Source organism: Streptomyces sp. MnatMP-M17 (genome assembly GCF_900091995.1).
Taxonomy (GTDB): Bacteria; Actinomycetota; Actinomycetes; order Streptomycetales; family Streptomycetaceae; genus Streptomyces.
Window position 1 is genome coordinate 1 of sequence record NZ_FMDK01000934.1, and the last position, 3,094, is coordinate 3,094.

Sequence of the window (3,094 nt, forward strand, 5' to 3'; positions counted from 1 at the left end):
CAGGCGTCGGTCTTCGGCTTCCCGAATCCGATGCTCGGGCTGGTGACCTACGCCGTGGTGTTCGGTATCGGCGTGGGACTGCTGGCCGGAGCGCGTTACCGGCGCTGGTTCTGGCTCGGGCTGAACGCGGGCACGCTCTTCGGTGTCGGGTTCTGCACCTGGCTTCAGTACCAGTCCCTGTACAGCATCAACTCGCTCTGCCTGTGGTGCTCTCTGGCCTGGATCGCCACCATCGTGATGTTCTGCTATGTCACCGTGCACAACGTCGAGCACCGGATCCTGCCCGTTCCCGCTCGTCTGCGCGGTGCGCTGAGCGAGTTCCACTGGGCGCCGCCCGTGCTGTGGATCGGCGTCATCGGGATGCTCATCCTGACGCGCTGGTGGGACTTCTGGACAAGCTGAGCACGTAGGCAGGTTGAGCGGAAGTCCGGGCCCTCGCGGGCCCGGCAGCATCCGGCAGAAAGGCGCTACGGAGGGCTCACCGGAGGGCTCGGAAGACCCAACGGACGGCCCTGCGGAGTCACTTGCCGAGCGAGAGCCCGCCGAGCAGCTTGCCCGCGCCCGCGACCGCGCCCTTGTCCGTCGACTTGGCGGCTCCCTTGCCCTTGCTCGCTCCCTTGCCCTTGCCGGCGCCCTTCCCCTTCCCCGTGCCCTTCTTGTTCAGCCCGTCCGTGGTCTTCTTCACCGCGTTGATGACCGAGCCCTCGTTCTCCGTGTCCAGCGCGTTGGTCTTGAGCGGCGATCCGTCACGCAGTCCATTGCTGGCAACCGCATCCAGAGCGCCGTTCAGGCTGGACGGAGTGAGTGGGGCATCGGCGGCGAAGGCCGGGGCGGCGGCACCCAGGGCCATGACGGAACAGGCGACGACCGCGGCGATCTTCATGGGCTTCATATCGGGAATCCTTCTCTCAGCGGTGTCGGATGACGGAACAACTCTCGTTTCGCACAGGCCACTTGGGAGTTTTCCCGAGGTGGCCTCGTCATGAGTAACGATTCCTCGGCGCGGCGGAAACTCTGTCAGGTGCGAATTCTGGACGGGCCACTCGAATGAAGGGGACCCGACCGTTCCTCGTATCGAATGTGCCTCCGCGTCGTTGAGGGCGGAGATCCTCGGCGAAGGTCCTCGGAGGCAAAACAGAAGAGCCGCTCCGTCCCCGAAGGGACGAGCGGCTCTCGCGTGTGACGTCTCAGGCGACGGCGAATCCGGTCACTTGTTGAGGCAGACGTTCCCGAAGGTCGGGTTGAGCAGACCAATGATGTCGAGGGTGTTGCCGCAGAGGTTCAGGGGCACGTGGATCGGAATCTGGACGATGTTGCCGGACAGAACGCCCGGGGAGCCGACAGCCGCAGCCTGCGCGTCGGCGTCGGCGAAGGCGACGCCGGAGGTGCCGGCGACAGCGGCGGCGGCCGCGGTGGAGAGAACAACAGCCTTGGCGATACGCGACATGGAGAAGCGCTCCTCGGTACGTAATGAGATGGCATAAACGCCGGGCGCGTTTGCCCGACTTATGCATCAACGTCTGACTGGACCATCGGTTGCGCGCCCGAATGAGTGACGCTCCACCAGGAGTGCTCCCGCGTCTGGTAGCGGAGGCGTACCCCGGCGACCGTACTCCGGAGTGTTCTTGTACGGTCAGCACCTTTCAGCGCGTCTGACGTGATTTTCACTCTGCCCTCTGTAAAGGTGCCTTCTTGTTTCGGTCTTCGAGACGGAGAGCACATATGCGGAATTCGGCGGTTCTTGCTGTGAGACGTGGCTGGGTATGCGGTCTGCTCTTTCTCGCGGTGTCGGCGGTGGCTTTTTCCGCCGTGCCGGTGACCGGGGCCGGGGCCGAGGAGGAATCCCGTATTCCCTTCGGGCGGCGCTATCACGTGGTGCAGCACGGAGGTATCGCGCGGGCAGCCAATTCGGCTGTCTCCTGCCGGACCGTGACGGCGAAAACTCCTCAGGCCTGTGTATCCGCCCGCGCCGGTGCCGCCGCGGCCAATCAGCGCTTCGAGATGTTCTACGCGGATGTCGACAAGGACCCGAACACCTACAACTCCACGCGGGCCAGGCTCCGGCTGCCCGCGGGCTCCCGGGTCAGTTACGCGCGGCTGTACTGGGGCGGGAATCTGCTGGTCGGAGAGCAGAAGCCGGCCGAGGACAACGGCCAGGTGCTGCTCGCGGAACCGGGCGGGCAGTACAAGTGGGTACGCGCGGACTCGCTGATCGGGCACCGTACAGGCGATGGCGCGGACGCCTTTCAGGCATCCGCGGATGTGACGCCTCTCGTCAGGACCAGCGGTCCCGGGATGTACACCGTGGCACAGATCAATGTGGCCATGGGGCGTTCCCGGGTCGGTGCCTGGGGCGGCTGGAGCCTGGTCGTCGCCTATGAGAAGGACGATGCCCCGCTGCGTCATCTCTCGCTCTGGGACGGATTCGAATCGGTCGGCACGGTCGGCACGGACCGCACGGACAGTACGAATCAGACACAGCTACGTATCGATGTCGGTTCGCTGCGTGTGCCGGCGCGAGCGGCCGGACGGCTGGGAGTCGTCGCGTACGACGGCGACCGTGGAATCCGCGGCGATTCACTGACCGCGCAAACCGATCGCGGCAAGCGAGTGAAGCTCTCCAACAAAGCTAATCCATCAGATGATGTGATGAATTCCAGTATTACGGAGTTCGGTGCGTCAGTGAAGGAACGACAACCCTCTTATGTGAACACTCTTGGCTATGACGCGGACGTGTTCGACCTGCGTGGTGCTTTTGTCTCTGGCGGTGATCGGCTTAGCGTTCGATTCAGCAGTAAGCGTGACTCCGTCTGGCTGGGTGCGTTTTTCGTAGAGGCGGATGCACGGAGTTGACGCCGGGCGACTCCAGCCCGCTCCAGGGATCGCTTTTCTGTAGTGACGAGTGGAAAGAGTTGCGCGTGCAGGCACAACGGCACCGTTCCGGGACCGGCTTCACAGCACTCCATCTCGTTCAGCCGGTCGACGGCGGAGTGGCCCGTGTGGTCCTCGATCTGGTCGGCGCCCAGGTGGACGCCGGCGTCCGCGTCGCCGTCGCCTGTCCGGCGGAGGGCCCGCTCGCCGAGGCGGCGGGCCG

The 3,094-nt window shown here is 64.9% G+C and carries 4 protein-coding genes; 2 read left to right on the top strand and 2 right to left on the bottom strand.

Annotation, left to right across the window (positions count from 1 at the left end; genetic code table 11):
- Window positions 1–402 (top strand): vitamin K epoxide reductase family protein (locus GA0115259_RS33690; protein WP_272921248.1); only part of this gene is annotated, 402 nt, incomplete at its 5' end.
- Between the two features lie 118 nt (window positions 403–520).
- Here GA0115259_RS33690 and GA0115259_RS42415 read toward each other — a convergent pair.
- Window positions 521–892 (bottom strand): hypothetical protein, encoded by a 372-nt coding sequence (locus GA0115259_RS42415; protein ID WP_237540686.1) that lies wholly within the window; start codon window positions 890–892, stop codon window positions 521–523.
- Between the two features lie 315 nt (window positions 893–1,207).
- Entirely contained in the window at window positions 1,208–1,447 is a 240-nt protein-coding gene (locus tag GA0115259_RS33700; protein ID WP_093603958.1) for a chaplin, read from the bottom strand.
- 275 nt (window positions 1,448–1,722) lie between these two features.
- Here GA0115259_RS33700 and GA0115259_RS33705 point away from each other — a divergent pair, with 275 nt between their 5' ends.
- A complete protein-coding gene (locus GA0115259_RS33705) occupies window positions 1,723–2,853 on the top strand; it encodes a DUF3344 domain-containing protein (RefSeq protein WP_093603960.1) in 1,131 nt (376 codons plus the stop codon).
- Window positions 2,854–3,094: the final 241 nt, after the last annotated feature.